The sequence below is a fragment of the Xenophilus sp. Marseille-Q4582 genome (genome assembly GCF_916700565.1).
Taxonomy (GTDB): domain Bacteria; phylum Pseudomonadota; class Gammaproteobacteria; order Burkholderiales; family Burkholderiaceae_C; genus Xenophilus.
The window spans coordinates 364,125-387,322 of the sequence record NZ_CAKAKO010000004.1 but is presented as its reverse complement, the minus strand read 5'-3'; the positions used below and the strand labels follow the sequence as shown (position 1 = coordinate 387,322).

The window sequence follows — 23,198 nt, the reverse complement described above, 5'->3', positions numbered from 1 at the left end:
CGGAAACAGCCAGCAACCCCGCGCCAGCCCGCATGGATGCTGGCGCATTTGCTTATCCGCATAAGGCGCGAACTAAACAATCGTTTGCTTTCATAAGCCCCCTGCCTACAGTTCGGGCCCTGCGATGGCGAAGCGGCCGCGCCCGTGATGCGACGCGACCCGCCATGCGCCCCACCTGAACCGCTCCCCATGAGTTTCGACCTCGCACAAGTCAACGCCGATCTGGGCCGCAACGCGCCGGCCCTGGTGGACTGGGCCCTGGGCCTGAATGAGCCGGCCATCGTCACGACCAACTTCCGCCCCTTCGAAGCGGTGATCCTGCATCTGGTCACGCAGGCCCAGCCCGACGTGCCGGTGATCTGGATGGACAACGGCTACAACACCGAAGCCACCTACCGCTTCGCCGACGAAGTGACGCAGCGGCTGAAGCTGAACCTGAAGATCTACCTGCCGCGCCGCTCGCGCGCGCACCGCGAGGCCGTGGAGGGCCCGGCGCCCGCGCTCGACGATCCGCGCCACGCGGCCTTCACCGAAGAGGTGAAGCTGGAACCTTTCGCCCGCGCGCTGCGCGAGACCGCGCCCAAGGTCTGGTTCACGGCCCTGCGCGCCACCGACACGGCCGTGCGCGCGCAGATGGCGCCGGTGAGCCTCAACCCCGACGGCCTGATCAAGGTCGCGCCGCTGCTGCACTGGTCGTCCAAGGACCTGTACGAATACTGCGAGAAGCACGGCCTGCCCAACAACTTCGACTACGTGGACCCGACCAAGGGCGAGGACCACCGCGAGTGCGGCCTGCACCTGTCGCACTGAGCCGGCCCGCCCGGCCGCACCCGCTCCCACGATCCGCCCCTGCCCCGACCCGGACCTGCCGATGAACGCCCGCACCGACACCGAATTGCTGCTGCCGCACCCACCCGTGCACCTGTCCAATGCGCACCTGGACGCGCTGGAGGAAGAGACCATCTTCATCCTGCGCGAGGTGGCCGCGGCCTTCGAGCGGCCGACGCTGCTGTTCTCGGGCGGCAAGGATTCACTGGTGCTGCTCAAGTGCGCCGAGAAGGCCTTCGGCGCCGGCCGCCTGCCCTATCCGCTGCTGATGATCGACACCGGCCACAACTTCCCCGAAGTGACGGCCTTCCGCGACCACCGCGCGAAGGAGCTGGGCGCCGAGCTGATCGTGCGCAGCGTGGAGGATTCGATGGCGCGCGGCACGGTGCGCCTGGCGCACCCGGGCGAGTCGCGCAACGTGCACCAGTCGGTCACGCTGCTCGAAGCCATCGAGGAATTCCGTTTCGACGCGCTGATCGGTGGCGCGCGCCGCGACGAGGAAAAGGCGCGCGCCAAGGAGCGCATCTTTTCGCACCGCGACGCCTTCGGCCAGTGGCAGCCCAAGGACCAGCGTCCCGAGCTGTGGACGCTGTTCAACACCCGCCTGGCGCCGGGCGAGCACTTCCGCGTGTTCCCGATCAGCAACTGGACCGAGCTGGACGTGTGGCAGTACATCGCCCGCGAATCGGTCGAGCTGCCCTCCCTCTACTACACGCACAAGCGCGAGGTGGTGGAGCGCAAGGGCCTCCTGATGCCCGTGACCGAACTCACGCCGCCGCGCGAGGGCGAGACGGTGCAGGTGCGCGACGTGCGCTTCCGCACGGTGGGCGACATCACCTGCACGGCGCCGGTGGAAAGCCTGGCGGCCAACGCCGCCGACGTGGTGGTGGAGACGCTGTCCACCGACATCAGCGAGCGCGGCGCCACGCGCATGGACGACAAGACTTCGGACGCGTCGATGGAGAAGCGCAAGAAGGACGGGTACTTCTAGCCCACCCCCGAAACACACGGGCATCGCGCACTTCGTGTCGCTCGCCTCCCCCCCTCAAGGGGGCGCACTCAGTGGCCCGGCAGAGCCGGTTCCACGAGTGCTCTGAACCCGCCATCCCTACGTACACAACACGCCATGACGACCGTTGCCTCCTCGGAAGTTAAAACCCCCGCTCCCAGTGCTGCCGACACCGGCACCGCGCTGCGCTTCATCACCTGCGGCTCGGTCGACGACGGCAAGAGCACGCTGATCGGCCGCCTGCTGGTGGACAGCCGCGCCGTGCTGGCCGACCAGCTGGCCGGCGTGCAGCGCAATGGCGAGACCGACCTGGCGCTGCTGACCGACGGTCTGTCGGCCGAGCGCGAGCAGGGCATCACCATCGACGTGGCGTACCGCTACTTCTCGACGCCCGCGCGCAAGTTCATCATCGGCGACGCGCCGGGCCACGAGCAGTACACGCGCAACATGGTCACGGCCGCCTCGAGCGCCGATGCCGCCGTGGTGCTGGTCGATGCGACCAAGCTGCCGTGGGCTGCGGAGGTGAGTGACGGAGAGGTCGTGGCCCGCACGCTGCTGCCACAGACGCGCCGCCATCTGCTGCTGGCGCACCTGCTGCGCGTGCCCTCGCTGGTGGTGGCCATCAACAAGCTCGACGCCATCGACGAGGCGGCGCTGGCCTTCGAACGCATCGGCGGCGCGCTGCGCGACTTTGCCGAGGCGGCCGGCATCGCGCTCAAGGCCGTGGTGCCGGTGTCGGCCCTCAAGGGCTGGAACGTGACCACACGCCACCCGAACGGCCCGGGCCAGGCTTCGGGCTGGGCCGGCTACGACGGCCCCGCGCTGCTGGAACTGCTGGAACAGCTGCCCGTGACGCCGGCTGACACACAGCAGCCCTTCGCATTTCCCGTCCAATGGGTCGAAAAACCTTCCGCCCCCACGCTTGCCGCTTCGCGTGCTGCGCTGCCCCCCGAGGGGGCGCCGGCCGCGCTTGGGAGCGGCCCGGCGCCGCGGCCGATCTCCGGCTCGGCCGACACCTCGCAGGGCCGCCGCATCTTCTGGGGCCGCGTCGCCAGCGGCCGCATCGAGCCTGGCCAGCGCATCGCGATCCTGCCGAGCAACCAGCACGCCACGGTGGCGCGCGTGCTCACGCACACGCGGGCTGAAGCGGCCGTGCCGGCCGGCCACAGCGCCGGCATCGTGCTGGACCGCGAGGTGGACGTGTCGCGCGGCGACTGGCTGCTGGAACCGGAGGCCTTCGAGCCCCAGCGCGAGATCCACGCCACGGTCGCCTGGCTCGACGACGAGCCGCTGGTGGCCGGCCGGGTGTACTGGGCGCTGCACGGCCACCGCTGGGTCAAGGCCAAGGTGGCGCGCATCGCGCACCGGCTGAACATCCACACGCTGGAAGCCGAGGAGGCGCAGCAGCTGGAAGCCAACACCATCGGCGAGGTGGTGCTGGCCCTGCAGCAGCCGCTGGCCGTGCGGCCCTTTGCCGAGGCGCGGGCCCTGGGCTCGCTGGTGCTGGTCGACACCGCGAGCCACAAGACCGCGGCGGCAGCGCTGGTTCGCGCCGCGCCGGCTCGTTCGGCAAACACTTAACTACAATGCCGGGTTTTCCCGAGCCAACTCCGGATGTTCTTCACGGGCCGTGAGGAACGCCTCAGAACCAGCGAAACCACCATGACTCACGTCGTTTCCGAGAACTGCATCCGCTGCAAATACACCGATTGCGTCGACGTGTGCCCGGTGGACTGCTTCCGCGAAGGGCCGAACATGCTGGTGATCGACCCCGACGAGTGCATCGATTGCGCCGTGTGCATTCCCGAATGCCCGGCCAACGCCATCTTCGCCGAGGAAGACCTGCCGGCCGACCAGCTGGCGTTCATCCAGCTCAATGCCGAGCTGGCCCGCGCCGATGGCTGGAAGAGCATCACCAAGCGCAAGTCCCCCTTGCCCGACGCCGACGAGTGGAAGGACAAGCCGGGCAAGATCGCCGAACTGGTGAAGTGACCCGGCGGCGGCGGTGAACTGCAGCAACCCCGCCCCCCTGCCCACGGACGCGCTGATCATCGGCGCCGGTCCCGTGGGGCTGTTCCAGGCCTTCCAGCTGGGCCTGCTCGAAATCGGCTGCCACATCGTCGATGCCCTGCCCCACGCGGGCGGCCAGTGCGTCGAGCTGTACGGCGACAAACCCATCTACGACATCCCGGGCACGCCGGCCACCACGGGCCGCGCGCTGGCCGATTCGCTGCTGCGCCAGATCGCGCCGTTCAAGGTGCCGATGCATCTGGGCACGCAAGTGCAGACCCTGGCGCGCGAGGCCGACGGCCGCTGGCGCGCCGGTGCCGCGTCGGGCCAGACCTTCCTGGCGCGAACCGTCTTCATCGCCGCGGGCGTGGGCGCCTTCGTGCCCAGGAAGATGAGCCTGCAGGGCATGGACGCCTTCGAGGGGCGGCAACTCTTCTATCACCCGAGCGACCTGCGGGCCTTCGCCGGGCAGCGCGTGGTGGTGCATGGCGGTGAAGAGGCCGCGGTGAACGCGGCCCTGGGCCTGGTCGGCATCGCGCACGAGGTGCTGCTGCTGCACCGGCGCGACGCCTTCCGCGGCGACGACGCCACCGTGGCCCGGCTGCGCGCCCAGATCGATGCCGGCGCGATCCGGCTGGTGATCGGCCAGCCCCACGCCTTCGACGGCCGCACGCTGTCCGTCACCACCCCCGAGGACCAGGCGCTGGGCCTGGCCCTCGACGCGCTCGTCGTGTGCCAGGGCATCTCGCCGCGCCTGGGCCCCCTCGCCGACTGGGGACTGGCGCTGGAGCGCAAGCAGATCCCCGTCGACAGCGCGCGCTTCCAGACCGCGGAGCCCGGCCTGTTCGCCGTCGGCGACATCAACACCTACCCCGGCAAGCGCAAGCTCATCGTCTGCGGCTTCCACGAAGCCACCCTGGCCGCCTGGGCGGCGGCCGAGATCGTCTTCGACGGCAAGGTGCCGCCGCTGCAGTACACGACGACGAGCACGCGGTTGCATGAGTTGCTGGGGGTGGCCAAGCCCGCCCGCGAATGAAGCTTTGCGCCAAGCGTCTTCGACGCGGCGAAACTTCAGTCCTTCAGTCCTTCAGTCCTTCAGTCCTTCAGTCCTTCAATCCTTCGGGCCTGAAAGGCCTGGCACGCCGGCCGCCGCACTTCGCGCCGCGGCACCTCGACGCCCCTCGCACGATTACCTGTAGAAGTCAGATATGCAACGCGCTTACGGCCCTTGGTGGAAGGGCTCCCAAGCCATGTGGTTACTGTGCGGCGCTCTGGCGGTCATCAGTCTCTGGTTGCGGACCTGCTTTCCTGTCCATGCCATCGCCGATGCCAGCTACGACGACGCCCTGTTCGTGCGCGGCGCCTATGCGCTGTCCGCGCACCAGTGGCTGGGGCCCTTCGATCACCTGACGCTCGCCAAGGGCATGGGCTATCCCTGGTTCATCCGCATTACGGGAGCACTGGGGCTGCCACTGAAGCTGGCCGAGCAACTGCTTTACCTGGCCGTATGCGGCTTGCTGGCCAGCGAAGTGGCCAAGCGCACCCGTCGGCCCTGGGCAGGCGTGGCCTTGTTCGCGGCCTTGGCCTTCAATCCCGTGCTGTGGCATCCGGAACTCGCACGCGTCATCCGTGAAGGGATTTACCTGTCCCAGTCGCTGGCGCTGATCGTGCTCCTGGGCCTGCTCCTCTTTCCCGCGCACAAGCGCGCCCGTCACCGGACATTCGTGCTGGCCGCCTCGACAGGCCTGGTCTTCGGCGGGTTCTGGCTGACGCGTGAAGAGGGCGTCTGGATCCTGCCGGCACTGGCTGTGCTGGCGGTCATGAAGCTGGTGCAGCAGGGCTCGCTGTGGCGGCGCTGCCCCGCGCCTCGCGCCGCCCTTCTTCCGATGCTGGCGCAAGTTCTTTTTCCGATGCTGGTGGTGGCCGTCTTTGCCCAGGTCGTGATCCAGGGCGTCAAGGCCGTCAACCTGTCGCGCTATGGCGTCTTCCAAAGTACGGAGTTTCACAGTCCGAGCTTCACGCGAGCCTATGGTGCTCTGGCGCGCATCCGGCATGACCAGCCTGTACGCTATGTCGTGTTCCCGGCGGATGCCCGCCAGCGCGCCTATGCGGTGAGCTCCGCAGCACGGGAACTGCAACCCTTTCTGGAAGGCGACAGCGGCAGATCGTGGCAACGCATCGGCTGCAACCAACTCTCGCTCACCGACTGTCCAGGCATTCTCTCTGGATGGTTCATGTGGGCCTTCCGGGATGCGACCGCTCTGGCCGGCCACTACCGTTCGGCTCCCGACGCCATGGCTTTCTACGACCGCCTGACCCGCGAAATCAATGAAGCCTGTGACCAAGGAGTCATCCCCTGCAATGCCGCACGCGACTCGCTCAAACCCGAGTGGGCCTGGCAGGACCTGCAGCCCACACTCCATGCAGCACATCAGGTTCTTCCGGTGCTTCTGGGGTTGGGCGATGGAAGGATCGGTGTCGATCCGAGCTATGGTGCGCCAGACCGCATCGAATGGTTCCGGCAGATGGTGGGACCGGTTGCGCTGCCGGACGCGAAGCGCTTCGAACTACGGGGCTGGATCGCGGGCACAGACCCATTGCCGATGCTCTCGCTCGCACCCAAGGACGGAACGCCCCAGCCGTGGGTGCTTCAGCTGCTCGAGGCACCGGATGTGGAGCAAGCGTTCCCGGGCATGACCGCGCGTCGCTTCCATCTTGTGTCGTCGTGCGCACCCGGTGCATGCAGGCTGATCGCGCGTCAAGGCACACAGTCGAGCGTCGTCGACATGGGCACGGGTTCCTTGCTCGACACTCCGACCGTCAAGATGCATGTGGACACATGGGTAGACCATCGCACCGATCCCGTGACCTCACGGCAGCGCCGGTTGCAGCACGCGGTTCGCCCAATTGCCAAAGCCTACTTGCAAGTCTGGCCTTTCGGGGCCGCGGCAGGGGCCGTCGTACTGCTGATCGCCACCTGGCAATGGCTGCGCCGGCCGCGCCCCGACTTCATGCTGGCGGTCGCGCTGGCCTGTGTCGCCGCGGTCGCGGTCCGCACGGTGCTGCTGGCTTATCTGGAGGCCACCTCCATTCCGTCCATCAACGTACTCTATGCATCGCCGGCTTCGCCCATGGTGATTGCCTTCCCCTTGATGGCTTTCCTGATAGCCATACGCCGACGCAAACGCACTTGATGGCGCTTCCGTCTTTGATGGGAAAGCCTTCGCCGCTGCACTCCCCGAGGACCGACACGAGTTACTCGGGACGGCGACGTCGCAGCAGACTCACTGAAAGACCCCCGGGCAGGTTGTTGTCTCCTCACCGAGTCCGGATGGACATGACCGCTGCCAAAAGATGAGAACTAATATCATCCATCGACCTCGACCCCGGTCCGAGAGCTTCAGTCTATGACCGTCCCGTACACGCTGCGCCGCCGCGCTTTCTTGCCTTTCGCCACACTGGCCCTGGCCACCCCTCTGGCATCGACGCAGGCCGCCGCCCCCTTCCCCACCCGCACCGTCACCCTGATCGTCAACGGCGGCGCCGGCAGCCTGCCCGACAGTTTCGCGCGCCCACTGGCCGACAAGCTGCGCGTGGCGCTGGGGCAGCCGGTGGTGATCGAGAACAAGCCCGGCGCGGGCGGCATGGTGGCGATGCAGTGGCTCAAGAGCCAGCCGGCCGATGGCCACACGCTGGCCCTCATCACCAACGCGCATGCGGTGTGGAACCCGCACGTATTCAGCAAGCTCACCTACGACCCGGAAACGGACCTGCAGGCCGTGAGTCCGATCTCGGTCATTCCGATGGCGCTGGCCGTGAATCCGAAGCTGGGCGTGAACACGGTCGAGGACCTGGTGACGATGGCGAAGCAGGCGCCGGGCAAGCTCAACTACGCTTCCTCCTCCAACGGCAGCCCGCCGCATGTGCTGTTCGAGCTGTTCAAGCAGCAGGCCGGCATCGCCGTCACGCACGTGCCCTTCAAGACCGGACCCGACGCGCTGACTGCCACCATCGCGGGCGACACGCAGATTTATCTGGCCGGCACCTCGCTGATCGAGCCCATGGTCAGGGATGGACGGCTGAAGGTGCTGGCCGTGAGCCCGGCCGTGAAGAGCGCGGCCTTCGCCGGCCAGCCCACCTTCGAGAGCAAGGGCTACAAGGGTTTTGAAGGCGCGGTGTGGCTGGGCGTGGTCGCGCGCCCGGGCGTGCCCGACGCCGTGGTCCAACGCCTGAACCGCGAGATCGGCGCCGCGCTGGCCGACCCGGCTTTGGCCGCCGCTTTTGAAAGCCACGGCTCGCTGCCCTACCATGCCAGCCCGGCGGCCTTCGCGCAGGGCATCGCCGACGACCGCACGCTGTGGACGCCCCTGCTCCAGCGCATCGGCGTCAAGGCCGACTGAACCTCTTCCTGCACTTCCCATGAAACTCATCGACGACATCAGCGCCCAGGCCGCCTTCCTGCAATCGGTGCGGCGCGACATCCATGCCCACCCTGAACTGGCCTTCGAGGAAACGCGCACCTCCGACCTGGTGGCCAAGCTGCTGACGGATTGGGGCATCCCGATCCACCGCGGCCTGGGCAGGACCGGCGTGGTCGGCACCATCGTCGGGACGGGCGGCAGCAGCCCGCGCGCCATCGGCCTGCGCGCCGACATGGACGCGCTGCCGATGGCCGAGCACAACACCTTCGCACATGCCAGCAAGCATGCGGGCAAGATGCACGCCTGCGGCCATGACGGCCACACGACGATGCTGCTGGGCGCGGCGCAGCACCTGGCGAAGCACCGCGACTTCGACGGCACCGTGCACCTGATCTTCCAACCCGCCGAAGAGCACGGCGGCGGCGCGCGCGAGATGATGCGCGAGGGCCTGTTCGAGAAGTTCCCCTGCGAAGCCGTCTTCGGCATGCACAACATGCCGGGCATTCCGGTGGGCAGCGTGGCGGCCTCGCCCGGGCCTGTGCTGGCGTCCAACAACGAGTTCAAGGCCGTGATCCGCGGCAAGGGCGGCCACGCGGCCATGCCCCAACTGGGCGTGGACCCGATCCCGGCCGCGCTGCAGATGATCCAGGCCTTCCAGACCATCATCACGCGCAACAAGAAGCCGCTGGAAACGGCCGTCATCTCGGTCACCATGATCCACGCGGGTAGCGTGCCCAACGTGATTCCCGATGAGTGTGTGGTGCAGGGCAGCGTGCGCGCGTACACGGCCGAGACGCTGGATCTCATCGAGCGCCGCATGGCCGAGATCGCCACCCACACGGCCGCCGTCTTCGGCGCCGAGTGCGATTTCCACTTCCAGCGCAACTACCCCTCGACCGTGAACCACACGGCCGAGACGGCTTTCGTGCGCGAGGTGCTGGCGCAGATGCTGCCGGCCGAGCAGATCCTCACGCAGGTCCCGATCATGGCGGCGGAAGACTTCGCATTCATGCTGGAACAGGTGCCCGGCTGCTATGCCTTCATCGGCAATGGCGACGGCGACCACCGCCTGCCCGGCCACGGCGCCGGCCCCTGCGTGGTGCACAACCCCAGCTACGACTTCAACGACGAGATCCTGCCGCTGGGCGCGAGCCTGTTCGTGAACCTGGTGCGCCGCTGGTTCGCGCGCCCGTGCGCGACCGCCTGAGCCGATCCGTCCGCTCGCTGGCGGATGCGCGTCGGCGCGCGCCTCTTGGCGGCCACCCCGCCTTGCCCTACAGTGAACCGGCACGCGCGCCGCTGCTGCCCGGTTCGGGCACCGGGGTCCAGGCACCGCAAGGCCCAGCGTGCGGGCCTTGAAGGAGAACGGACATGCGGGCCTTCAAGTGGGATGTCGTCTACGACATCGTGTTCGTCTACAGCTGGGCCGTCGCGCTCGGCCTGCTGCTCGGGGCCGTCAAGGGCTGGGCCGTCGGCCTGGCCGTGATGGCCGCCGTGGCGGCGCTGATCTACGCGGTGGAGCGCGGCGCTATGGCCTGGGGCCGCAAGTCCCTGCACACGGGTGGCGCGCAGCGGCGCCTGCCAGACGCGCGCGACTGAGGCATTCAGCGGCAGCCGCTGCGCCGCGGGCTCACCGCTCCCCCCTGAGCCTCGCCCTGGCGCGGCGGGCGCTGCCGAATGGCACCCGGCGGCTCAGGCCACATCTCCTTTCGCCGCCGCGGCCGCTTCCTCCAGCGTCGGGCTGCGGTACACCAGCACCTTGAGCGCCCGCTCGGGCGACACATCGGCGAACACGGCCGGATTCGGCACGCGCTCCACGAAGCGCAGCTCGGGTGCCAGCCCGCGCACCTGGTCCTGCAGGAAGCCGGCGCCGAGCTCGGGCGCATTGAGGCACAGCAGCGCATGGCCGCCGGGCACCAGCAGTTCGGGCAGGCGGCGGATCAGCCGCGCATAGTCCTTGGTCGCCACGAAGCTGCCCTTCTGGTAGCTGGGCGGATCGACGATCACCAGCCCGTAGGGCCCGAGGCGCGTGACCTTGCCCCAGGACTTGAACAGGTCATGGGCCAGGAAGCGCGCGCCTTCGTCCACGCCATTGAGCCGGTGGTTCTGCTGGCCGATGGCGAGGGCGCCCGGGCTCATGTCCAGGTTCACCACCTCCCGGGCGCCGGCCTGCAGCGCCACCACCGAAAAGGCGCAGGTGTAGGCGAAGAGGTTCAGCACCTTCAGTTCCGACCCCGCGTGGGGGCTCTCTGCCGCGCGTGCGGCGACATGCGCGCGCACCCAGCGGCGGCCTTCGGCCATGTCCAGGAAGAGCCCGTGGTTCTGCCCCCTGAGCACATGCACGCGCAAACGTGCGCCGTCCTCGCTCACCTCGTGTGGCTCGGGCACCGCCCCGGCCATCAGGCGGGTGTCGCTGCGGCCGTCATGGCGGCACTGGTAGACCCAGTTCAGGGCCTCGCCCGGTGCCACCTGCGCCCAGCGCGCCTGCAGGGCGGCGCCGAATGTGGCGAGGGCGTCATCGGACAGGGGCTGGAAGCTGGTGAGCACGAAGACCGGCGGGTAGGCATCGAGCGACAGGTGTTCGCAGCCGGGGTGCAGGCCGCCGCGGCCATGGAACAGGCGTTGGGCGTCCGCCGGGGGTTGAAGGGTTCGAATGGCATCGAGAAGCGCTTGCATGGGGCGAGCGTGCCATGAAACGGGCCCGCCGCCCGGGCAGGCGCCCCGATGAACCGCCTTCAGTTCTCCATGCCTGCGCGCCGCACCGTCGCTCGCATGCGCGGCAGTTCGTCCTCGATGCGCGCCGCCACCGCGTCGCCCGACTCGTAGGCCGGCTGCAGGCCGGAGTTGACCAGCGCCTGATGCACCTCGGGTGCCGCCGCCACGGTCGCGATCTCGCGGTGCAGCCGGGCCCGCACCTCGGCCGGCAACCCGCGCGGCGCCACCACCGCCAGCCAGGAATCGGCCGAGAAGCCGGGGTAACCGCCTTCGGCGATGGTGGGCACCTGCGGCAGCTGCGGCGCGCGGCGTTCGCCCAGCACGGCGATGGCCTTGACCTTGCCCGCCTTCAGGTGCGGCAAGGCAGCGGCCACGGTGTCCACCGTCAGCGGGATCTGCCCGCCCATCAGGTCGGTCATCGCGGGGGCGCTGCCCTTGTAGGGCACATGGGTCAGCTTCACGCCCGCGCGCTCCCAGAGCATTTCGCCCGCGAAGTGACCGGTGGTGCCGCTGCCGAAGGAGCCGTAGACGAACTTGTCGGGCGCGGCGCGCACGGCCGTGAGCAGTTGCGCGAAGTCGTTGGCCGCCACCGAAGGATGCGCCAGCAGGATCAGCGGCACGCGCGCCGTCATGCCCAGCGGCTCGAAGCTCTTGATGGCGTCGTAGGGCAGCTTGGGGTTGAGCGCCGGGTTGATGGTGAAGGTGGAGCCGGAACTGATGAGCAGCGTGTAGCCGTCGGGGGCGGCGTTGGCGACCACGGCTGCACCCACCACGGTCCCGGCGCCGGCGCGGTTGTCCGCCACCACGGCCTGGCCCAGGCGCTCGCCCAGGTGCCGGGCCACCAGCCGGCCCACCACGTCCACGGCGCCGCCGGGAGGGAAGGGAATCACCAGCTGCACCGGCCGCGCCGGGTAGTTCTGGGCCCAGCCGAGTGCGGGACCCGCGAGCGCAGCGGCCAGCAGCAGCCGTACGACGTTTGCAAACACTTTCTTCATGCGATCTCTCCTGGAGGGCTTGGGTTGGAAAAGGGGCTGGGGATCGTGCAAATGCGCAGGCGCAGGCCTGCGCGGCCGGCCACGATCAACCGGCGGGAACAAGGTCGTTGGATGAAGGCAGAGGCGCCTCGAGGGCGCTTCGGGTGAAGCCTGCGCGCCGCAGCCCCTGGGGGAATGGGCCGCAATCGCAGGCGCCGCAGCACAGGAGCCGGCAGCGGCCAGCGGGGCTATGGCCGCGTGGTCAGATCGGCAACTGCGTGGTCGACAGCACCTGCTTGAGCACCATGAAGGTCCGCACCTGGCGCACGCCCGGCAGGTACAGCAGCTGTTCGGCGTGCAGGCGGTTGAAGCTGTCGTTGTCCTGGGTGCGCAGCATCATGATGTAGTCGAACTCCCCGGTGACCACATGGCATTCCAGGCAGCCGGAGACCTTCTGCGCCGCCTTCTCGAAGTCCGTGAAGGACTCGGGCGTGGAGCGGTCCAGCACCACGCCGATGATGACCAGCATGCCCACGTTCAGCGGCTTGGGGTTGAGCAGCGCGACGATGCCCTTGATCAGCCCCGAGGCCTTGAGCCGCTCCACGCGGCGCAGGCAGGCCGGCGCGCTGAGGTTGACCTTGGCCGCCAGCATCACGTTGGAGATGGACGCATCGCGCTGCAGCGCGCGCAGGATGGCACGGTCGATGCGGTCCAGCTCGGCCGGCGGCAGTTCGGCTTCCGCGGCACTGCGTCGACGGGGTTTGGTGCTCATACGGCCACACCTTCCTGGCGCGCGCGCCGCTGCTCAGCCAGCGCCGGGCCCTGCTCGGCCAGGTCCCACCACAGGCCGGCCATGGTCTGCAGCCCCTCGCGGGCCACGCTGCCCAGCAGGTGCTCGTTCGGCGCATGCTGGCTGCAGGCCGGGTAGGAATGCGGCACCCACAGCGTGGGCAGGCCCAGCCCCTCGGCGAACACGTCATTGGGCAGCGAGCCGCCGAAGTTGGGCAGCAGCGCGGGCGCCTTGCCGGTGCTGCGTCGCAGCGACTCCAGCGCCCAGTGCACCCAAGGGTCGTCCGGGTCCAGCCGCGTGGCGGCCATGGCCTCGCCGTCGGGCTCGACGGCCACATCATCGAAGCCCTGCTGGTCCAGGTGCGCGCGCAGGTGGTCGACGAAGCGCGCGCTGTCGGTGCCGACCACGAAGCGGATCTGGCACAGCGCGAAGGCCTCGCCCGGAATGGCGCCCACCGGCGCCTCGGGGTTGCCGGTCTTGAAGGCCAGCACCTCCAGCGTGTTCCAGCCGTAGACACGCTCGGTCGGTGTCAGGCCCGGCTCGCCCCAGTCGGGGTCGATCGGTGGGTCGGTCGGCCCGCCGCCGACCTCGATGCTCGCCAGCGCCGCGCGGACGTTGTCCGGCAGCGCATCGGGGAGCAAGCCGGGCACGCGCACACGGCCCTGCGCATCGACCAGGCAGGCGATGGCGTGCGCCAGGCGCGTGCCCGCGTTGCGCAGCAGGCCGCCCCAGTTGCCCGAATGGTGGCCGCCTGGACGCAAGTGCACGTTCAAGCGGAAGTTGAAGAAGCCGCGCGAGCCCAGGAAGAGCGTGGGCCGCGGCGCCGCCACACGCGGCCCGTCCGAAGCGATGAAGAGGTCGGCCGCCAGCGCCTCGCGGTGCAACGTGCAGAAGGCATGCAGGCCGGGCGAGCCGATCTCCTCACCGGTCTCCATGAGCAGCTTGAGGTTGTAGCCCAGCCTGCCGCCGCGTGCCCGCAGCACCTGCGCCAGTGCGGCCAGGTTGATCGTATGCTGGCCCTTGTTGTCGGCGCTGCCGCGGCCGTACCAGCGGTCGCCCTCCACCGTCAGCTGCCACGGGTGCAGCCCTTCCCGCCACTGGGCCTGCTGGCCACGCACCACGTCGGCATGGCCATAGCTCAGCACGGTGAATGCGGCCCCGGCCTCGATGCGTTCGGCGACCAGGAAGGGGCCGCCGCCGGCCACCGGGTTGTCGAGGATGCGGCAGGAAAAACCCAGCGCCTGCAACTCAGGCGTGATGTCCTCGGCCAGGTAGGCGCACAGCACGGGACGGCCTTCAGGCGTCTGGCTCTCAGTGCGCAGCGCCACGCGGCGCGAGAGCGTGTGGAGGAAGCGGCCTGTGTCGAAGTGGGCCGCGGCAGCGGCCAGCGCCTGTTCTCTGCTCATCGAGGGTTCTCCAGCCTGCGGGAAAGGGGGTGGACGGGCGCATGGTAGGGAGCCCCGGTGCTTGCGAGAAGCAGAATATTCAGATGCATCGTTTGCCAAAATGGCAAATCGCCGCGCTTCCCAGGACGAACCCCATGGATCCTTCCCACCGGCTGCAGAGCACCGCCTTGCGTTACTTCCTCGAGGTGGTGCGCTGCGGCTCGATCAGCGAGGCCGCGCTGCGCGTCAACGTGTCCGGCTCGGCCGTGAGCCGGCAGATCGCGGGGCTCGAGGAGGCGCTGGGCCTGGCCCTGTTCGAGCGCCGCCCGCGCGGCATGACGCTGAGCCCGGCCGGTGAACTGCTGGCCGAGCACGCGCGCAAGTCCGGCGCCGACGCCGAACGCATCGTCGCCAGCATGCAGGCGCTGCAGGGCCTGGGCAGTGGCCAGGTGCGCATCGCCAGTTCGGAAGGCTTCGCGCTGCAGTTCCTGCCCACGCTGATCGACGCGTTTCTGGACAAGCACCGCGGTGTCTCGGTTCAACTCAGCGTGGCCGCACCGGCCGAGGTCACGCAGCGCGTGCGCCAGGCGGCCTGTGACATCGGCGTGGTGTTCAGCTACAGCCGCGTGGGCTACACCGACGTGAAGGTCGCGCACCGCCAGCCGGCACCCGGCATGGCCGTGATGCGCAGCACCCACCCGCTGGCCCCGCTCAAGCAGATCACGCTGGCGCAACTGCAGGGCCACCCGATGGCGCTCCCGGGCACCGACACCACGCTGCGCCAGCTGTTCGATATCGCCTGCATCAAGCAGCGTGTGTCGGTGGACACCGTGTTCACGAGCAACTACGTGGGCGCGCTGCTGCGCTTCGTGCGGCTGCGCGATGCGGTCACGCTGGCCAGCGAGATTTCCGTGCGCGGCCTGCTGGCCGAAGAAGGCCTCAGCGCCGTGCCGATCCGCGACCGCACCTTCAGCGGGCGCGACATCGAGGTGCAGATGCGGCCCGAGCGCACGCATCCCGAACCCGTGCGCGTGTTCCGCGATTTCCTGATCTCGCACATGGCGGCACCGTGCAGCGCTGCCCCACCGGTGGCCGTGGCGAAAAGGAGGACCAGGAAGGGCTGACATGGCGCGCTCAGGGAGAAACGGAATTTTGTTGTGCACGAAGCCATTCCCGCACATCGATTCGCCCATTTCGCCGGTCATTCAGAAATTTCCGGGCCTTCTGCAGCCCTGATTTCGCAACCCTGTTTCCGGGCATGGCTCCTATGCTTTGAGCCATCGATCACCCGCTTGTCACATACAGGAGTCCCGCATGAACCTGCAGAAATTCCCCCGCCATCCGCTGACCTTCGGCCCCACGCCCATCCAGCCGCTCAAGCGCCTGAGCGCCCACCTGGGCGGCGAGGTGCAGCTCTACGCCAAGCGCGAGGACTGCAACAGCGGCCTGGCCTTCGGCGGCAACAAGACGCGCAAGCTCGAATACCTGATCCCCGAAGCCATCGAGGGCGGCTACGACACGCTGGTCTCCATCGGCGGCATCCAGTCCAACCAGACGCGCCAGGTCGCCGCCGTGGCCGCGCACCTGGGCATGAAGTGCGTGCTGGTGCAGGAGAACTGGGTCAACTACGCCGACGCCGTGTACGACCGCGTGGGCAACATCGAGCTCTCGCGCATCATGGGCGCCGACGTGCGGCTGGACGCCTCGGGCTTCGACATCGGCATCCGCAAGAGCTGGGAAGAGGCGATGGACAGCGTGCGCCGCGCCGGCGGCAAGCCCTTCCCGATCCCGGCTGGCTGCTCCGAGCATCCCCGGGGCGGCCTGGGCTTCGTCGGCTTTGCCGAAGAGGTGCGCGAGCAGGAAAAGGAGCTGGGCTTTCAGTTCGACTACATCGTCGTCTGCTCGGTCACGGGCAGCACGCAGGCCGGCATGGTGGTGGGCTTCGCGGCCGACGGCCGGGCCGACCGCGTGATCGGCATCGACGCCTCGGCCAAGCCGCAGCAGACCTTCGACCAGATCCTGCGCATCGCCAAGAACACGGCCCAGCTCGTCGAGCTGGACCGCGACATCACCGACAAGGACGTCGTGCTCGACACGCGCTTCGGCGGTCCCGAATACGGCCTGCCCAGCGAAGGCACGCTGGAGGCGATCCGCCTGTGCGCACGCACCGAGGGCATGCTGACCGACCCGGTGTACGAGGGCAAGTCCATGCACGGCATGATCGAGAAGGTGCGCCAAGGCGAATTCCCGGCCGGCTCGCGCGTGCTCTACGCGCATCTGGGCGGCGCACCGGCCCTGAGCGCCTACAGCTACATCTTCCGCAACGGCTGAGGCCTGCCATGCCACGCGCGCCGGACATGCAATGGATCTGCGCGACCGGCGTGCTGGCCGCCGCGCAGTCGGCCGCCCGTGCCTTCGAGCGCGACCACGGCCTGACGGTCGAATTGCGCCATCTGGCCGACTGGTCGGCGCAACTGGAAGCCAGCATCGCCTGCGAGACGCTGTGGCGGCGCGGGCAGCGCGAGCGCGTGGACAGCCCGCTCGAAGGCTGGATGGCCGCCAGTCCCGGGCCGGTGCTGGTCATCACCGACGCGGAGCGCACGCGGGCGGAATCGCTGCGCGCCTTCGCACCGCCCGGCCGGGCTTACCTGGGGCTGTGGGGCGCCGAGGCCGGCGATCCGCAGGCCATCGCCCTGGCCGCGTGGCAGCTGGCACAGGCCCACGCCGGCCATTGGCTCACGCTGGCCGTCGATTGAGCCGGCCATGGCTGCGGACTCAGCGCGCAGGCGGCACAGGTCCAGGCAGCGGCAGCGCCGTCTTGTAGCGCACCTGCTTGAGCGCGAAGCTGGAGCGGATCTTCTCGATGCCCGGGATCGGCGTGAGCTGTTCCAGGATGAATTTTTCCAGCGCCGCCATGTCGGCCACCGCGATGCGGATCAGGTAGTCGCTGTCGCCGGTCATCAGGTAGCACTCCATCACCTCCTCGTGCTCGGCGATGCGCCGCTCGAAATCGGCCAGCGACTCCTTGCTCTGCGTTCGGAGGCTGATCGAGATGAAGACATTGAGCCCCAGCCCCAGCGCGGGCGCGCTGCACAGCGCCACGTAGCGGTCGATGACGCCGGCCGCCTCCAGCGCCTTGACGCGCGCCAGGCAGGGCGAGGGCGACAGATGCACCCGCCGCGCCAGCTCCACGTTCGACAGCGCGCCATCGCGCTGCAGTTCGTCCAGGATGCGCAGGTCGATCGTGTCCATGCTCATGAAATGCCGTCAGTCTCATGTTTGGCAGCAGATTATTCCGCCTTCAAGCGCTAAGGCGCCTCAGTTCAACACCTCATTCCGCTGCGCGCCGCCTAGAGTGACAGCCATGAACGCCCCTCTCACCCCCGACCAGATGCGTCTGCTGCAAACGGCCGCCGACGCCCACGACATCGACCCCGGCGAGACGGCCGAGTGGCGCGAAGCCTATGCCGCGCTGATCGAGGCGCAAGGCCCGGCGCGCGCACGCTGGATGCTCGACGAGCTGGCGCGGCTGGCGCGCGCCCACCGCATCGGCTGGCAGCCCGAGCTGGCCACGCCCTATGCCAACACCATCGGCGTAGACCAGCAGCCGGTCTTCCCGGGTGACCTGGCCATCGAGGAACGGCTGGGCTCGCTGATGCGCTGGAACGCGCTGGCGATGGTGGTGCGCGCCAACCAGGCCTATGGCGAGCTGGGCGGCCACATCGCCAGCTATGCCAGCGCAGCCGACCTGTTCGAGACCGGCTTCAACCATTTCTTCCATGGCCGCACCGCAAGCCATGGCGGCGACCTGGTGTTCTTCCAGCCGCACAGCGCGCCGGGCGTGTACGCGCGCGCCTTCCTCGAAGGGCGGCTCACCGAGGCCGACCTGTCGCACTACCGCCAGGAAATCACGGCGTCAGAGAAAGGCGCGCGCGGCCTGTCGAGCTACCCGCACCCCTGGCTGATGCCGGACTTCTGGCAGTTCCCCACCGGCTCGATGGGCATCGGCCCGATCAGCAGCATCTACCACGCGCGCTTCATGCGCTACCTCACGCACCGCAACCTGCTGAACTGCGAGGGCCGCAATGAACATGAAACACCCATCGACAAGCGACGGGTGTGGGGCGTGTTCGGCGACGGCGAGATGGACGAGCCCGAATCCATGAGCGCCCTCACGCTGGCCGCGCGCGAGAAGCTGGACAACCTGGTGTGGGTGGTCAACTGCAACCTGCAGCGCCTGGACGGCCCCGTGCGCGGCAACGGCCGCATCATCGACGAGCTGGAAAAGCTCTTCGCCGGCGCCGGCTGGCGCGTGATCAAGCTGGTGTGGGGCAGCGACTGGGACGGCCTGTTCGCGCGCGACGCGCAAGGCGCCCTGCTGCGCGCCTTCGCCGACACGGTGGACGGCCAGATGCAAACCTTCGCGGCCAAGGACGGCCGTTTCAACCGCGACCATTTCTTCGGCCAGAACCCCGAGCTGCAGCGCCTGGCCCAGGGCATGACCGACGAGCAGATCGACCGCTTGAAGCGCGGCGGGCACGACCTGGTGAAGATCCACGCCGCCTACGCGGCGGCCGCCGCGCACAGCGGCCAGCCAGTGGTGATCCTGGCCCATACCAAGAAGGGCTACGGCATGGGCGCGGCCGGCCAGGGCAAGATGACCACGCATTCGCAGAAGAAGCTGGATGAGGCCGACCTCATCGAATTCCGCAACCGATTCAACCTGCCGCTCAGCGACGAGCAGGCCACGTCGCTCACCTTCTACAAGCCCGCCGAGGACAGCGCCGAGATGCGCTACCTGCGCGAACGCCGCGCCGCCCTGGGCGGTGCGCTGCCGCGCCGCGAGACGGCCTGCGACATCGTCCCCGTGCCCGCGCTCGACGGCTACGCCAGGTTCGCCACCGAGGCTGCCGGCAAGGAAATGAGCACCACCATGGCCTTCGTGCGCCTGCTGGGCAACCTGCTCAAGGACGCGCAGCTGGGCCCGCGCATCGTGCCCATCGTGGCCGACGAGGCGCGCACCTTCGGCATGGCCAACCTGTTCAAGCAGGTGGGCATCTATTCCAGCGTGGGCCAGCGCTACGCGCCGGAGGACATCGGCTCGGTGCTCAGTTACCGCGAGGCGCTGGACGGCCAGATCCTCGAAGAAGGCATCAGCGAGGCCGGCGCCATCGCGAGCTGGACGGCCGCGGCCACCAGCTACAGCGTGCACGGCCTGGCCATGCTGCCCTTCTACATTTACTACTCGATGTTCGGCTTCCAGCGCGTGGGCGACGCGATCTGGGCCGCGGCCGACCAGCGCGCACGCGGCTTCCTGCTCGGCGCCACCTCGGGCCGCACCACGCTCGGCGGCGAGGGCCTGCAGCACCAGGACGGCAGCAGCCACCTGGTGGCCGCAACCATTCCCAACTGCAAGGCTTACGACCCGGCCTTCGCGGGCGAGATGGCCGTGATCGTCGACGCCGGCATGCGCGAGATGCTGGTGGAGCAGCAGGACGTCTTCTACTACGTCACGCTGATGAACGAGAACTACGCGCAGCCCGACGTGCCCGCGGCCGCGCATGCCGACCTGCTGCGCGGCGCCTGGCGCTACGACGGCTGGCAGCGGCCCGAAGGCGCGCCGGCTGCCACGCGCCGGGTCACGCTGCTGGGCAGCGGCGCCATCCTGACCGAAGTGGTGAAGGCGGCGCAGCAACTGGCGCTGGAAGGCATCGAAGCCACGGTGATCAGCGTCACGAGCTGGAGCGAGCTGGCGCGCGATGGGCAGGCCTGCGAGGCGCGTGCGCTGGCGGGCGAGGCGGATGCGGGCGAGCCCTTCATCGCCCACATCGCGAAGGTGCTGGCCGGCACCGAAGGCCCGGTGATCGCCGCCACCGACTACGTGCGCGCCGTGCCCGAAAGCGTGCGCGCCTTCCTGCCCGCGGGCCGGCGCTACCTCACGCTGGGCACCGACGGCTTCGGGCGCAGCGACACGCGGGCGGCGCTGCGCGACTTCTTCGGCGTGGATGCGGCGCACGTCGTGCACGCGGCGAAGCGGCTGGTGGGCTGAGCGAAAGCGCCAAATGCGGGGCTTTGCTGGCTGAAATCGGCTGACAGTTGAAGTTGCGCGCGACGCCTTGCGACCCAGGACTGTGCGCGGGCTCCTGGCGGGGTGGTCGGCTGCGCCGACTGCGCTGCGATGCTCGCGAAGCCGGTGCATCGCGGAACTCGCTGCATTCACTGCGTTCATTCCGCTCGGACAGCCGCGATGAGTCAGATCACGAAGCCCGCGCGACTTCGCGCGGGCACACCGGCTTCGCTGCGCTTCTCGCCACCCCACAAGTCGCCCGCGCACAGCCCTGGGCCGCAAGGCGTTGTGGACGGTTGAGAGGCGCCAACGACCAGGGAGGTCCGATTCAGAACTGCGCCAGCAACTGATCCGCCGTGAGCGGCACGCCGCAGGTCGCGGCCACCCATTGCACGGCCAGGTCGTGCTTCTCGCGCGAGAAGTCGGCCAATGCGTCGGCCACGAAGAAGGGTTCGATGTCGCGCTGGAAGGCTTCCACGGCCGTGGCCATGCAGCCGATGTGCGCATACACGCCGCAGATCACCAGCTGGTCGCGCCCGCGCACGCGCATCAGCGTCTCGAGGTTGCTGCGCTGGAAGGCGCTGTAGCGGTGCTTGGTCAGCACATGGTCGCCGGCCTGCGGTGCCAGCGCTTCGACGATGCTTTCATGTTCGGGGATGGCGCGCATGCCCGGGCCCCACAGGTCGGCCTGCAGGCCCCGGTCGCGCCGGTCCTGGTTGCCGTGCTGCGCCGTGTAGAAGACCGGCACGCCGGCCGCGCGCGCGGCGGCGATCAGGCGCGCGATGTTCGCGACCACGGCCGGCAGCGGCTGCGGCGCGTCGCCGTACGCGGCCAGGAAGTAGGCCTGCATGTCGTGCACCAGCAGCGCCGCGCGCGCGGCAGCGAAGCGCCAGGGGCCGCGCGGCGTGGGCAGTTCATCGGCACGCGGCAGCGCGTAGGCCGGGATGCGAGGCAGGCTGCGGGCAGTTGGATCGGTCATTGGATGAAAAGAGCAATCAAAGGTCGGCCGGCAGGGCCGACAGGTCCAGCTCCAGCGCATTCAACATGGCGTTGAACTTGGCGCGCGTCTCGGCGCCTTCGGAGGCGGGCACCGAATCGGCCACGATGCCGGCGCCCGCGAACAGGCGCGCTTCATGGCCCTGCACGCGCGCGCAGCGCAGCGCCACATGCCAGTCGCCGTCGCCGGCCGCATCGCACCAGCCCACGGCACCGGCATAGAAGCCGCGCGGCACGCTTTCAAGCTGCGCGATGGCCTGCGCGGCCAGCGCACGCGGCGTGCCGCACACGGCCGGCGTGGGGTGCAGCAGCGCGGCCAGCGCGGCGCTCGATGCGGCGGGCAGGCCGTCGGGCGACGCATCCTTGAGCTCGCCCTCGATGTGCGTGCCCAGGTGCCACATGGTGGCCGTGGCATGCAGCGCGGGCGCATCGGGCACGCGCAGCTGGCGGCACAGCGGGGCCAGCAGGTCGGCGATTGCTTGCACGACATAGCGGTGTTCCTGCTGGTCCTTGGCGGAGCCGCGCAACGCCTCGGCCAGGGCCTGGCTCTGCGCCGCGTCGCCCACGCGCGGCGCGGAGCCGGCCAGCGGCTCGCTCACGATGCGCGCGCCGCGGCGCGAGAGCAGCAGCTCGGGCGTCGCGCCCACCAGCCAGGCCGGCGCCTCGCCGGCGGCCACGGGCAGCGGCACCACGTAGCGCATCACGCCCGGATCGCCGGCCAGGCGCTGCAGCAGCCGCCACGGGTTGACCGGCTGCGCGCTGTGCGCGCGCAGCGTGCGCGCCAGCACCACCTTGCGCAGTTCCCCCGCACCGCGCAGCGCCGTCAAGGCCTGCGCGACGGCCTCTTCGTAGCGGGCCCGCGTGGGCTGCGGCGTGAGGGCCCAGGGCGCGGGCGCGGCGCCCTGCGCGGCCATGCGCTGCAGCCAGGCCTGCGCCGGGCCGGCGTCGACCACGCGCTGCGGCGCGATCAGGTGCGCGGGCTGCGCGCGGTCGAAGGGCAAGGCGCCGGCCAGCAGGCCGGCCTCCACGGCCAGAGGGGCGGCGAAATGCCGCGCCACGGCCTCGCCCAGGTCCGGCAGGGCCGGCGACAGCACGGCGGCCACGCCTTCGGTCAGGCGGCTGCCGTCCTTCGATTGCAGCAGCACATGGCCGCGGCCGTCTTCGGCGACATCGGCGAGGGCCGGTGTGGACATGATCGGATCCCCGGTGAATGCACCCATGGCTCAGGCCCTCAGCGTGGCGCCGCCGTCCACGTACAGGTCGCTCATCGCGATGTGGCCGGCCTGATCGGACAGCAGGAACATCACGGCATTCGCGATGTCCTGCGGCGTGGCCAGCTTGCGCAGCGGAATGCCGGCCTTGTACTGCTCGGGCAGGCCCGCGATCACGCGCTCGGCGCCGCGCTCGTCGGCCCACATGCCGGTCTGCATGGGCGTGAGCGTGGAGCCCGGCGCCACGATGTTGCAGCGGATGCCGTGCGGCGCCAGTTCCAGCCCCAGGCAGCGCGTGAACATGGTGGCGGCGGCCTTCGAGGCGGCATAGGCGGCCATCGCGTGGCGCGGCACGCCCGCCGCGTTGGAGCTCACCGTGACGATGGCGCCCTGCCCGCGCGGCTGCATCACCTGCGCCAGCGCGCGGCCGACATGGAACACGCCGTCGCAGTTCACGGCGAACACGCGGCGCCATTCGGCGTCGCTGGTCTCGGTCACCAAGGTGCTGCCCAGCACGCCGGCCACGTTCACGCCCAGCGCGATGGGGCCGAGCTCGGCCTCGGTCTGCTGCACCAGGCGCGTGACGGCCTGGCCGTCGCTCACGTCCAGCGCGCGCGGCAGCAGGCGGCCGCGCGCACCTTCGGGAGCGGCCAAGGCGGGTGCGGCCACGTCGGTGGCCACGACCGTGCTGCCGGCCAGCAGCAGCTGGCGCACCAGCGCCTGGCCGATGCCGCCGGCCGCGCCGGTCACGAAGGCGATGCGGCCCTCGAATCCTGTGAGTTGCATGTTCGG

At 69.5% G+C, this 23,198-nt stretch carries 21 protein-coding genes; 13 read left to right on the top strand and 8 right to left on the bottom strand.

Annotated features, from left to right (window positions below):
• The first annotated feature begins 189 nt into the window (after positions 1-189).
• The 9 genes from LG388_RS17165 to LG388_RS17125 all read left to right on the top strand — a co-directional run bounded on the left by LG388_RS17165 (position 190) and on the right by LG388_RS17125 (position 9,867).
• On the top strand, positions 190-810 hold the full coding sequence (locus LG388_RS17165) for a phosphoadenosine phosphosulfate reductase family protein (protein WP_225783948.1): 621 nt from the start codon (positions 190-192) through the stop codon (positions 808-810).
• Between the two features lie 61 nt (positions 811-871).
• Positions 872-1,819, top strand: a complete 948-nt coding sequence (cysD, locus tag LG388_RS17160) for a sulfate adenylyltransferase subunit CysD (RefSeq protein WP_225783947.1) — start codon at positions 872-874, stop codon at positions 1,817-1,819.
• A 135-nt stretch (positions 1,820-1,954) separates the two neighbouring features.
• Positions 1,955-3,418 carry a sulfate adenylyltransferase subunit 1 gene (locus LG388_RS17155; RefSeq protein WP_225783946.1) on the top strand — a complete coding sequence of 488 codons (1,464 nt, stop codon included), beginning with the start codon at positions 1,955-1,957 and terminating at the stop codon, positions 3,416-3,418.
• Positions 3,419-3,499: 81 nt separating this feature from the next.
• The gene (gene fdxA / locus LG388_RS17150; RefSeq protein ID WP_225783945.1) at positions 3,500-3,829 is read left to right on the top strand and encodes a ferredoxin FdxA; all 330 of its coding nucleotides are present in this window, start codon (positions 3,500-3,502) and stop codon (positions 3,827-3,829) included.
• A gap of 13 nt (positions 3,830-3,842) precedes the next feature.
• Positions 3,843-4,883, top strand: coding sequence for an NAD(P)/FAD-dependent oxidoreductase (locus tag LG388_RS17145; protein WP_225783944.1), 1,041 nt, complete (start codon positions 3,843-3,845; stop codon positions 4,881-4,883).
• 172 nt (positions 4,884-5,055) lie between these two features.
• Entirely contained in the window at positions 5,056-7,041 is a 1,986-nt protein-coding gene (locus tag LG388_RS17140; protein ID WP_225783943.1) for a hypothetical protein, read from the top strand.
• Between the two features lie 213 nt (positions 7,042-7,254).
• Entirely contained in the window at positions 7,255-8,247 is a 993-nt protein-coding gene (locus LG388_RS17135) for a tripartite tricarboxylate transporter substrate binding protein (RefSeq protein ID WP_225783942.1), read from the top strand.
• A gap of 19 nt (positions 8,248-8,266) precedes the next feature.
• Complete coding sequence (locus LG388_RS17130; protein WP_225783941.1) at positions 8,267-9,475, top strand: M20 aminoacylase family protein; 1,209 nt, start codon at positions 8,267-8,269, stop codon at positions 9,473-9,475.
• Positions 9,476-9,639: 164 nt separating this feature from the next.
• Positions 9,640-9,867: a hypothetical protein gene (locus LG388_RS17125; protein WP_225783940.1), complete on the top strand. Its 228-nt coding sequence runs from the start codon at positions 9,640-9,642 to the stop codon at positions 9,865-9,867.
• A 93-nt stretch (positions 9,868-9,960) separates the two neighbouring features.
• Here LG388_RS17125 and LG388_RS17120 read toward each other — a convergent pair whose 3' ends face one another.
• From LG388_RS17120 to LG388_RS17105, 4 genes are all read right to left on the bottom strand, one after another.
• Positions 9,961-10,944: a class I SAM-dependent methyltransferase gene (locus tag LG388_RS17120; RefSeq protein WP_225783939.1), complete on the bottom strand. Its 984-nt coding sequence runs from the start codon at positions 10,942-10,944 to the stop codon at positions 9,961-9,963.
• A gap of 59 nt (positions 10,945-11,003) precedes the next feature.
• A complete protein-coding gene (locus tag LG388_RS17115) occupies positions 11,004-11,978 on the bottom strand; it encodes a tripartite tricarboxylate transporter substrate binding protein (protein WP_225783938.1) in 975 nt (324 codons plus the stop codon).
• Between the two features lie 241 nt (positions 11,979-12,219).
• On the bottom strand, positions 12,220-12,729 hold the full coding sequence (locus LG388_RS17110; RefSeq protein WP_225783937.1) for an Lrp/AsnC family transcriptional regulator: 510 nt from the start codon (positions 12,727-12,729) through the stop codon (positions 12,220-12,222).
• The gene (locus LG388_RS17105) at positions 12,726-14,153 is read right to left on the bottom strand and encodes a M20 family metallopeptidase (protein ID WP_225783936.1); all 1,428 of its coding nucleotides are present in this window, start codon (positions 14,151-14,153) and stop codon (positions 12,726-12,728) included. Before LG388_RS17105 ends, LG388_RS17110 begins: the two co-directional genes overlap by 4 nt.
• Positions 14,154-14,287: 134 nt before the next feature.
• Here LG388_RS17105 and LG388_RS17100 point away from each other — a divergent pair, with 134 nt between their 5' ends.
• From LG388_RS17100 to LG388_RS17090, 3 genes are all read left to right on the top strand, one after another.
• A complete protein-coding gene (locus tag LG388_RS17100; RefSeq protein ID WP_225783935.1) occupies positions 14,288-15,256 on the top strand; it encodes a LysR family transcriptional regulator in 969 nt (322 codons plus the stop codon).
• Positions 15,257-15,446: 190 nt separating this feature from the next.
• The gene (locus LG388_RS17095) at positions 15,447-16,463 is read left to right on the top strand and encodes a 1-aminocyclopropane-1-carboxylate deaminase (protein WP_225783934.1); all 1,017 of its coding nucleotides are present in this window, start codon (positions 15,447-15,449) and stop codon (positions 16,461-16,463) included.
• Positions 16,464-16,471: 8 nt separating this feature from the next.
• Positions 16,472-16,888: a hypothetical protein gene (locus LG388_RS17090; protein WP_225783933.1), complete on the top strand. Its 417-nt coding sequence runs from the start codon at positions 16,472-16,474 to the stop codon at positions 16,886-16,888.
• 19 nt (positions 16,889-16,907) lie between these two features.
• On the opposite strand, the gene LG388_RS17085 is transcribed toward LG388_RS17090, so the two are convergent.
• The gene (locus LG388_RS17085) at positions 16,908-17,390 is read right to left on the bottom strand and encodes an Lrp/AsnC family transcriptional regulator (protein ID WP_225783932.1); all 483 of its coding nucleotides are present in this window, start codon (positions 17,388-17,390) and stop codon (positions 16,908-16,910) included.
• Between the two features lie 106 nt (positions 17,391-17,496).
• Between LG388_RS17085 and mdeB the strand changes: the two genes are divergently transcribed.
• Positions 17,497-20,181 carry an alpha-ketoglutarate dehydrogenase gene (gene mdeB, locus LG388_RS17080; RefSeq protein ID WP_225783931.1) on the top strand — a complete coding sequence of 895 codons (2,685 nt, stop codon included), beginning with the start codon at positions 17,497-17,499 and terminating at the stop codon, positions 20,179-20,181.
• A gap of 346 nt (positions 20,182-20,527) precedes the next feature.
• Here the strand turns inward: mdeB and LG388_RS17075 are convergent, their stop codons facing one another.
• From LG388_RS17075 to LG388_RS17065, 3 genes are read right to left on the bottom strand one after another with little or no spacing between them, the layout of a single operon-like run.
• On the bottom strand, positions 20,528-21,178 hold the full coding sequence (locus LG388_RS17075) for an isochorismatase family protein (RefSeq protein WP_225783930.1): 651 nt from the start codon (positions 21,176-21,178) through the stop codon (positions 20,528-20,530).
• A gap of 16 nt (positions 21,179-21,194) precedes the next feature.
• Positions 21,195-22,388 carry an isochorismate synthase MenF gene (locus LG388_RS17070; protein ID WP_225783929.1) on the bottom strand — a complete coding sequence of 398 codons (1,194 nt, stop codon included), beginning with the start codon at positions 22,386-22,388 and terminating at the stop codon, positions 21,195-21,197.
• Positions 22,389-22,418: 30 nt separating this feature from the next.
• On the bottom strand, positions 22,419-23,192 hold the full coding sequence (locus tag LG388_RS17065) for a 2,3-dihydro-2,3-dihydroxybenzoate dehydrogenase (protein WP_225783928.1): 774 nt from the start codon (positions 23,190-23,192) through the stop codon (positions 22,419-22,421).
• Positions 23,193-23,198 lie beyond the last annotated feature (6 nt).

What these genes read in the sequence shown, in the direction of transcription:
- LG388_RS17140 (WP_225783943.1), top strand. Translation starts at nt 5,056, where the DNA reads ATGCAACGCGCTTACGGCCCTTGGTGGAAGGGCTCCCAAGCCATGTGG.
- LG388_RS17105 (WP_225783936.1), bottom strand. Translation starts at nt 14,153, where the DNA reads ATGAGCAGAGAACAGGCGCTGGCCGCTGCCGCGGCCCACTTCGACACA.
- cysD (WP_225783947.1), top strand. Translation starts at nt 872, where the DNA reads ATGAACGCCCGCACCGACACCGAATTGCTGCTGCCGCACCCACCCGTG.
- LG388_RS17090 (WP_225783933.1), top strand. Translation starts at nt 16,472, where the DNA reads ATGCCACGCGCGCCGGACATGCAATGGATCTGCGCGACCGGCGTGCTG.
- LG388_RS17065 (WP_225783928.1), bottom strand. Translation starts at nt 23,192, where the DNA reads ATGCAACTCACAGGATTCGAGGGCCGCATCGCCTTCGTGACCGGCGCG.
- LG388_RS17100 (WP_225783935.1), top strand. Translation starts at nt 14,288, where the DNA reads ATGGATCCTTCCCACCGGCTGCAGAGCACCGCCTTGCGTTACTTCCTC.
- LG388_RS17155 (WP_225783946.1), top strand. Translation starts at nt 1,955, where the DNA reads ATGACGACCGTTGCCTCCTCGGAAGTTAAAACCCCCGCTCCCAGTGCT.
- LG388_RS17070 (WP_225783929.1), bottom strand. Translation starts at nt 22,388, where the DNA reads ATGTCCACACCGGCCCTCGCCGATGTCGCCGAAGACGGCCGCGGCCAT.
- LG388_RS17085 (WP_225783932.1), bottom strand. Translation starts at nt 17,390, where the DNA reads ATGAGCATGGACACGATCGACCTGCGCATCCTGGACGAACTGCAGCGC.
- LG388_RS17075 (WP_225783930.1), bottom strand. Translation starts at nt 21,178, where the DNA reads ATGACCGATCCAACTGCCCGCAGCCTGCCTCGCATCCCGGCCTACGCG.
- LG388_RS17130 (WP_225783941.1), top strand. Translation starts at nt 8,267, where the DNA reads ATGAAACTCATCGACGACATCAGCGCCCAGGCCGCCTTCCTGCAATCG.
- LG388_RS17165 (WP_225783948.1), top strand. Translation starts at nt 190, where the DNA reads ATGAGTTTCGACCTCGCACAAGTCAACGCCGATCTGGGCCGCAACGCG.
- mdeB (WP_225783931.1), top strand. Translation starts at nt 17,497, where the DNA reads ATGAACGCCCCTCTCACCCCCGACCAGATGCGTCTGCTGCAAACGGCC.
- LG388_RS17125 (WP_225783940.1), top strand. Translation starts at nt 9,640, where the DNA reads ATGCGGGCCTTCAAGTGGGATGTCGTCTACGACATCGTGTTCGTCTAC.
- fdxA (WP_225783945.1), top strand. Translation starts at nt 3,500, where the DNA reads ATGACTCACGTCGTTTCCGAGAACTGCATCCGCTGCAAATACACCGAT.
- LG388_RS17115 (WP_225783938.1), bottom strand. Translation starts at nt 11,978, where the DNA reads ATGAAGAAAGTGTTTGCAAACGTCGTACGGCTGCTGCTGGCCGCTGCG.
- LG388_RS17095 (WP_225783934.1), top strand. Translation starts at nt 15,447, where the DNA reads ATGAACCTGCAGAAATTCCCCCGCCATCCGCTGACCTTCGGCCCCACG.
- LG388_RS17135 (WP_225783942.1), top strand. Translation starts at nt 7,255, where the DNA reads ATGACCGTCCCGTACACGCTGCGCCGCCGCGCTTTCTTGCCTTTCGCC.
- LG388_RS17120 (WP_225783939.1), bottom strand. Translation starts at nt 10,944, where the DNA reads ATGCAAGCGCTTCTCGATGCCATTCGAACCCTTCAACCCCCGGCGGAC.
- LG388_RS17110 (WP_225783937.1), bottom strand. Translation starts at nt 12,729, where the DNA reads ATGAGCACCAAACCCCGTCGACGCAGTGCCGCGGAAGCCGAACTGCCG.